8 protein-coding genes and 1 pseudogene are annotated in these 6,620 nt (G+C 30.7%); 2 read left to right on the forward strand and 7 right to left on the reverse strand.

Going from position 1 to position 6,620, the window contains the following annotated elements:
* Positions 1-214, forward strand: a pseudogene (locus WBG30_RS15515) (ribonuclease PH); the annotation flags it as partial.
* 327 nt (positions 215-541) lie between these two features.
* A complete protein-coding gene (locus WBG30_RS15520; RefSeq protein WP_424505557.1) occupies positions 542-1,120 on the forward strand; it encodes an XTP/dITP diphosphatase in 579 nt (192 codons plus the stop codon).
* A gap of 70 nt (positions 1,121-1,190) precedes the next feature.
* Here WBG30_RS15520 and WBG30_RS15525 read toward each other — a convergent pair whose 3' ends face one another.
* The 7 genes from WBG30_RS15525 to folB all read right to left on the reverse strand — a co-directional run.
* Complete coding sequence (locus tag WBG30_RS15525) at positions 1,191-2,150, reverse strand: carbohydrate kinase family protein (RefSeq protein WP_424505558.1); 960 nt, start codon at positions 2,148-2,150, stop codon at positions 1,191-1,193.
* A gap of 142 nt (positions 2,151-2,292) precedes the next feature.
* Positions 2,293-2,610: a cell division protein SepF gene (locus tag WBG30_RS15530; RefSeq protein WP_424505559.1), complete on the reverse strand. Its 318-nt coding sequence runs from the start codon at positions 2,608-2,610 to the stop codon at positions 2,293-2,295.
* A 15-nt stretch (positions 2,611-2,625) separates the two neighbouring features.
* Entirely contained in the window at positions 2,626-3,453 is an 828-nt protein-coding gene (locus WBG30_RS15535) for a hypothetical protein (protein WP_424505560.1), read from the reverse strand.
* A 1-nt stretch (position 3,454) separates the two neighbouring features.
* Positions 3,455-4,372 carry a CsgG/HfaB family protein gene (locus tag WBG30_RS15540; protein WP_424505561.1) on the reverse strand — a complete coding sequence of 306 codons (918 nt, stop codon included), beginning with the start codon at positions 4,370-4,372 and terminating at the stop codon, positions 3,455-3,457.
* Positions 4,372-5,385: a DHH family phosphoesterase gene (locus WBG30_RS15545; protein WP_424505562.1), complete on the reverse strand. Its 1,014-nt coding sequence runs from the start codon at positions 5,383-5,385 to the stop codon at positions 4,372-4,374. Before WBG30_RS15545 ends, WBG30_RS15540 begins: the two co-directional genes overlap by 1 nt.
* Positions 5,375-6,268: a 2-amino-4-hydroxy-6-hydroxymethyldihydropteridine diphosphokinase gene (folK, locus tag WBG30_RS15550; protein ID WP_424505563.1), complete on the reverse strand. Its 894-nt coding sequence runs from the start codon at positions 6,266-6,268 to the stop codon at positions 5,375-5,377. Before folK ends, WBG30_RS15545 begins: the two co-directional genes overlap by 11 nt.
* Positions 6,255-6,620: dihydroneopterin aldolase (gene folB / locus WBG30_RS15555; protein ID WP_424505564.1), on the reverse strand; the 366-nt coding region annotated here is incomplete at its 5' end. The genes folB and folK, both read right to left, overlap by 14 nt.

The following is a 6,620-nucleotide window of genomic DNA, read 5'->3' on the forward strand; positions in this document are numbered from 1 at the left end:
AGTTCCTATGTTAGATCTTAAGTATACTGAGGACGCTAATGCTGATGTGGATATGAACGTAATAATGAACTCTGAGATGGAATTTGTTGAAGTACAAGGAACAGGAGAGGAAACTACATTTACAAGGAAAGAATTAAATGGTCTATTAGATCTAGCTGAAAAAGGAATTAAAGAATTATTTGAGATGCAGAATGAGGCAATAGAAAGAGCCTAAATGAATTTAATTATCAACTCTTTTAAATAATATTTTTAAGTGTAGATAAAGATATAGTGACATAAAAAGAAAAAAATGTCTTCTGCATTGGTTGTAGGAGATATTTTTTTATGTATAATCCTTTGATGTGTTATAATTAAGATATAGTTTTAATAATAAATGTTTAATTAGTTTTCAATAAAAAATAAATTAATGATAATAGCTGAAGAGGTGAGAATTATATTTAATGCGAGGGAAATAGCGATACTATTTTGGTTTGGAGTACTTTTTGTTTGGTTTATCATAAATATCAATAAAGAAGACTAAAATGTAAATAAGGAGAAAAGAATGCAAAAATTATTTTTAGCCACAGGAAATAAGAAAAAAATAAAAGAAATATCTGAAATTTTAAAGGGTTATGAAATACTTTCAATAAATGATGGGTACACAATTCCAGACGTGGTAGAAGATAGAGATACTTTTGAAGGGAACAGTCAAAAGAAGGCTTTAGAGATAGCTAAAACTGTAGGTATGGCAGTTATTGCAGATGACAGTGGATTATGTGTAGAGGCTCTAGGAGGAGCTCCAGGAATATATTCAGCTAGATATTCAGGAGAGAATGCCACTGATGAGACAAACAACATTAAATTGATTCAAGAGTTAAAAGGAAAAAAAGATAAAAGTGCTAAGTTTGTATGTGTAATAACTCTTGCAAAACCAAATGGTGAATATCATAGTTTTAGAGGAGAAGTAGAGGGAGTAATAGTAGAAGAGCCAGAGGGAACAGATGGTTTTGGATACGATCCTCATTTCTATATTCAAAAATATGGTAAAACTTTTGCTGAAATCCCAGAGATAAAGAAAGAGATTAGCCATAGAGCTAATGCACTTAAAAAATTACAGGCAGAGATAGATAAATATTTATAAAAAAGTAAGTAGATTCTCTTGAGAATCTACTTACTTTTTTATAATTTAGGCACAATAGTTAAATTAGTTTTTAGATAAATTTTTCTTCCCATGAAACTTCTCTCATGGTTTTGGCAATTTTCATAAGATCTATATCAGGGTGAATAGTTCCTTCGTAGGAGATAGTTATGATAGACATGGTCATAGAAAATTTTACAATTTCCTCAATATCCATATCATTCATATAACCAAAACCTAACCCTGCTACAAATGAATCTCCTGCACCTGTTACATTTTTAACAACTACATCACAGGCTTTTATCTTCCCACTAGCTATCCCATCGGTATAATATACACCTTCAGAATCTAAACTTATAAATACTTTTTTTACACCTAAGTTCAAAAAATATTGTCCAGCTTTTTTTAAATCTTCATCTGTATTTATAGAAAATCCAGTTAAAATTTCAGCTTCATTTTTATTTGGTTTTATTGTATGAAAATAGCCTATTAGATGTTTTATCTTATCAGCTTTTTCAGAAGATACTGGGTCTAATATGAATTTAGTTTTCCCATTAAATCTTTTTAGAAGATACTCTAGATTTTTGGGGTCATCGGAATCTAAAAATGTATATTCAGAATTTTCAATTAAATCAGATTTAGAATCAATAAAGTCTGTATTCATAGCATCGATACTTTCCATATCAGCTACTGCTGAAACCATCTCTCCAAATTGATCTAATATAGCTAGATAACTAGGGGTTCTTCCTCCTTCTAAAATGAGAGAATCTTCCATATCATATCCTATTAATTCTGAATGGTCCAACATAGCGCGGCCTTTTTCATCGTCTCCTAAGATAGAAATAAACTTGGTATTCAGACCAATTCTAGTCATATTTTCTGCAATATTTCTAGAGACACCACCAAATGCCATTCTTACTTTTCCAGGATTAGAATCTTTTACTCTATATTTTGCTCCAACATTACAAATACCAAAAATATCTACAACAGATGCTCCAAATACTAATATATATGGTTTTTTTTTCTTATACATAAATTACTCCCTAGTTCTTTATTTTAAAAAATACTATATATTCTATCATATATTCATAATAATTTAAAGACGTATAATATACTGAAGACCTGTTTTTTATAACAGGTCTTCAGTATATTATAACTATTTATGGTTAACTTTTTTAAAAAAGAGGTTTTATTTCTTCCTCTTCATCATATCTTAAATCTACTAAATTAACTTTGTTTTTATTTTCTCCATCCTCTTCACCCCAAGAAAACGTAGTTTCTTTTGGTATAGAAAGGTAAATGCTTTCTGCTGGATTCAATAATTTTGCATCTTTTAGATAAACAGCACCACTTATAAAATCTAATACTCTTTGGTATGTCTTTTTGTCTGATGAAGTTAAATTAATATGTAAAATTTTGTCTTCTACAATATAATTTACTATTCTTTTAGAATCTTCAAAACTTTTAGGCTTTATAAAAATAATATCGCTCATATTGTCACTTCCTCTTTAGTTTAATATTGGAATAATTTCTTCTAATACTTTGGTTTTTTCTTTTACTTCTATATACATCTCATCGGTGACTATAGATTCTTTTTTACTAATTTTTTCTTTGAGATATTTTATCTCATTTTCACTTTGTTTTACATAAGTCAAGTTATTTCGACTTCCTTTTGGAATAACACTAGATAACTTTTTACTTACCAAAGCCATCTCGGGAGCTAGCTCATGATCAAATCCTGCAATGGTGGCATACTTTATCCCTTGGTGAATGGCTATATCTATCCCTGCCTGAGTCATCCCATCATTTAACTTATCTGAATCTCCATTGACTGCTCCGCTTACAGTATTTAGTGCTGAGCTAACTCCAAAGTATTTTATAGCTACTCTGATTGGTTTTACCCATATTAATTTTTCAAAATTATAGAGTAAAAAAGTTCCTTTGACAGAACGAGTATGATAATAGGGGTAGGTCATAAAATCTAACTCATCCAAATCGATATAGAGGAGTCCATCGACACCTAAAATTTCAGCTAGCTCAATAGGTCTCAAAAACCTTAATTGTCCCCCATCTGTTATACCTGCTTCATTTAGAAGTTTATCAGTTTTTTTTGTATCTTGGATATCATATTCATGGTTATTCTGTTCAAAATTATTATAAACTACCCCTCGAAAAACAAATCCTCCAGCTACATCATTTGTATTATTATTAATGGGTAAAATTGCCAACTTAGCTGGTGATATTGAGGGAGTGGCTTTTAATACAAAATCTTCTTTTGGAGTACAACCTATAAATATTAAGAGAATAAATAATAAAAATAACTTATACCTCTTCATATTATTTCATCAACTTTACTACACCAGGAATAGAAAAAGTTTCTCCTTTATATTCAAGGATAGCAGCATCTTCACCTAAATAATTGACTACTTCTGCTTCTCCTACTTTATTCTCTTCAAACCCTAAGAACTTACCATTGAATTCGATTTTTTCACCTTGTTTATAGACACCTAATTTTGTACCTATTTCGACATTACTTTTTTGACCAGCATTGATATATAGTTTATTTCCAGATACCTTGGCTACATTTGCCATCCAAGGAGTTCTATCGACCGTCTCTATGATATTATCCATAACGTCTATAGCTGCGGCTCTAAAGGCTTCTTGTTCTAGACCTTCATCGTAGCCACCTGTACTTCCAACACCTAGAGTAGTGCCGTATTCAACATCCGATACGCCTTCTCCCTGATCAGAGAGAACTACTTCTCCAGTTCTAACATTTATCATTTTCATATCAAATGAGATTTCTGCTCTTTGAGTCTTACTACTAGAAACAATCCCTTTATTTCCAGTGGTGTTAACAGAATATTTAGTAATAGCACCTGTTATAACATAATCTGCATCTTGAAATTTTCTCTGAGAAGCTAACTGTCCCTGTCCCAAAGTATTAGAAAAATTAATCTCTTGCATTACTTTGTCTAGGTCTTCCCGTTCTAAAACAATAAATCTATTGCTTTTTACAAGTTCAGTAGTGATAACATCAGTTAAATTGTTTCCTAATCTTCTGCTACCAAATCTAGTTTGATTTTTAAATTCAGCTATGACAACTTTTCTTTTAGGAGATACTACTCCTTGTACAGAATCGTAATCTCTCATACTTTGGATCTTGTTATCCTTTCTTACGTTAGATACGCCGTCCTTTGAACAAGCGCCCAGTGTTAATGCTAATAAAGCAACTATTAATAGTTTTTTCTTCATTATTTGCCTCCTAAACTCATATTTTTAATTATTATATCTAATATTTCATCAGAACTTTTATCGGTTTTAAATCCAGCAGCTTTAATATGACCACCGCCACCCAAAAGACCTGCTAAAGCATTTACATCTACATCATATTTAGATCTAAAACTGCCCTTGATGTGCCCCTTCTCCTCTTTAAGGAAAAGTGAAACACTTGCGTCTTCGTAGGAAAGGAGGAGTTCTCCTAAACCACTAGTATCATCTTTACTAGCTCCTAATTTAGTTATTTCTTCTTCACTCATATAATAGTACACTAACTTCTGGTTATCTACAAATTTAAAATCAGACAAAACTTTACCCGTTAACTTTAATTTTGCCATAGATTTAGTATCAAAAAAATTCTTGATAATTTGGTCTGGTTCCACTCCATGTTCTAATAATTGAGAAGCTGTTCTAAATACCTTTTTAGTGGTATTTGAATGTTTAAAATTACCAGTATCATTTACTATACCTGTATAGATAGATTCTGCTATCCCGTGGTCTAAACTTATTTTTGCCTCTTTAATAAAATCAAACAAAATTTCTGAAGTAGAAGAAAGATCTCCTACATAGTTGTAATCTCCAAACCTATCATTACTAATATGATGATCGATATTTATAACTTTAGTGTTTTTCCCTTTGAGTTCTCCTACCCTTCCAATCCTATCAAAGTTACCACTATCAAGGCAGATCATGAGATCAAACTCATATTTTGAATTATAGTTTTCAAATTCTTCGATTAGAATAGAGTGAGTTAAAAACTTTAAATTTTTTGGAGTTTTATCATCTAAAATAAATCTTAAAGTTTTATCTAAATAGATTTCTCCCTTTTCTTCAGTTTCATTTCTCAGAGACTCATTTAATTTGTTGAGAGCCAAAAGGAGAGCTAAACCACTACCAATGGCATCTCCATCAGGGCTAGTATGTCCTGTGATTAGTATTCTATCACTTTTTTTTATAACGTTTAATATCTCACTAAATTTATTGTTCATCTTTATTCACCTCGATTATATCTATTTCGTTTAGCAGCAATTTATCTGCTGTTATTCCGTTTCCCAAGATTATATTTTTTTTGAAAGTCCCATCATATATAGTATCTATTCCGCAAGATGGGCTTTTTCCTTTTAATAATGCAAGTTTTATATTATTTTTTAAAACTTTTTCTAAAGCTTTTTCTGCTCCTATTTCAAATTCGTGGGTGACATCAATACCTTTAACATTCATGACTTTATCTTTGTTTTTTTCAGATGGCAGACGTGGAATGCTAAGGCCACCTTCTACTTCGGGACAAGTTTCGATAAACTCAAATTTATCCTTCAAAAGTTTACTTATAATATAATTATAATTAGCTGTGCTTTTATACGAAGTTTTTTTCCCGAGGAGACAACTGCTTATTAGGAGTTTTCCTTTGCTCTCTTTTTTTACACTTTTATCATTATAATTTATGATAGATCTAATATAGCTCTTGTCTCTAATGATATCTAAAAGAGGAATCAAAACAAAATTTCTTTCTTTATATCTAGGATGGGGGATAACTAAGTCTTTATTATTTAGCCTAAGATTCCCATATGAAATAATATCTATATCTAGAGTTCTAGGACCCCATCTAAATTTTCGGACTCTTTTTAATTTTAACTCAATCCTTTGAAGTTCTCTCAAAAGTTCATAGGGAAGTAGTTGTGTTTTTATTTCAATTGCACAATTTAAAAATTTGTCTTGTTCTAAGTACCCTACTGGGTCTGTGGAGTAAAAATTTGAAACAACAGTGACTTTAGTGTTTTTTAGTTGAGATATAGCAAAGATACCTCCTAAAAGGTAGTAATATTTATTTCCTATATTAGACCCCATACTGAGATAAGCTCTAGTCCATCTCATAGTGTTTACCTTCTCTAATTATTGTTATTCCTACATAGTCAAAATTTCCATTTATAGGAGCACCAGGTTTTCTGATTTCTACTTCTACCTTTTCTATACTGTATTTAACTAGTAAAGTATGAGCAATCATCTCAGCCAAAGCTTCGATTAATTTAAATTTTTTATTCTTTATAATATCTTCAACATCATAATATACATCTACATAGCTGATACTTTTACTTAAATCATCTGTAAGACCTGCCCTCTGCAATGATTTATGGAGAACTACATCAGCATAAAAGTTTTGTCCTAGTATATTTTCTTCAGTTAAAGCACCGTGATATCCATATGCTTTTATATTTTTTACTATTAT

This window comes from Psychrilyobacter sp. (assembly GCF_049671765.1).
GTDB lineage: Bacteria > Fusobacteriota > Fusobacteriia > Fusobacteriales > Fusobacteriaceae > Psychrilyobacter.

Bases quoted from the DNA above. Each gene is read 5' to 3' on its own strand.
- WBG30_RS15520 (WP_424505557.1), top strand. From the start codon at position 542: ATGCAAAAATTATTTTTAGCCACAGGAAATAAGAAAAAAATAAAAGAA.
- WBG30_RS15525 (WP_424505558.1), bottom strand. From the start codon at position 2,150: ATGTATAAGAAAAAAAAACCATATATATTAGTATTTGGAGCATCTGTT.
- WBG30_RS15530 (WP_424505559.1), bottom strand. From the start codon at position 2,610: ATGAGCGATATTATTTTTATAAAGCCTAAAAGTTTTGAAGATTCTAAA.
- WBG30_RS15535 (WP_424505560.1), bottom strand. From the start codon at position 3,453: ATGAAGAGGTATAAGTTATTTTTATTATTTATTCTCTTAATATTTATA.
- WBG30_RS15540 (WP_424505561.1), bottom strand. From the start codon at position 4,372: ATGAAGAAAAAACTATTAATAGTTGCTTTATTAGCATTAACACTGGGC.
- WBG30_RS15545 (WP_424505562.1), bottom strand. From the start codon at position 5,385: ATGAACAATAAATTTAGTGAGATATTAAACGTTATAAAAAAAAGTGAT.
- folK (WP_424505563.1), bottom strand. From the start codon at position 6,268: ATGAGATGGACTAGAGCTTATCTCAGTATGGGGTCTAATATAGGAAAT.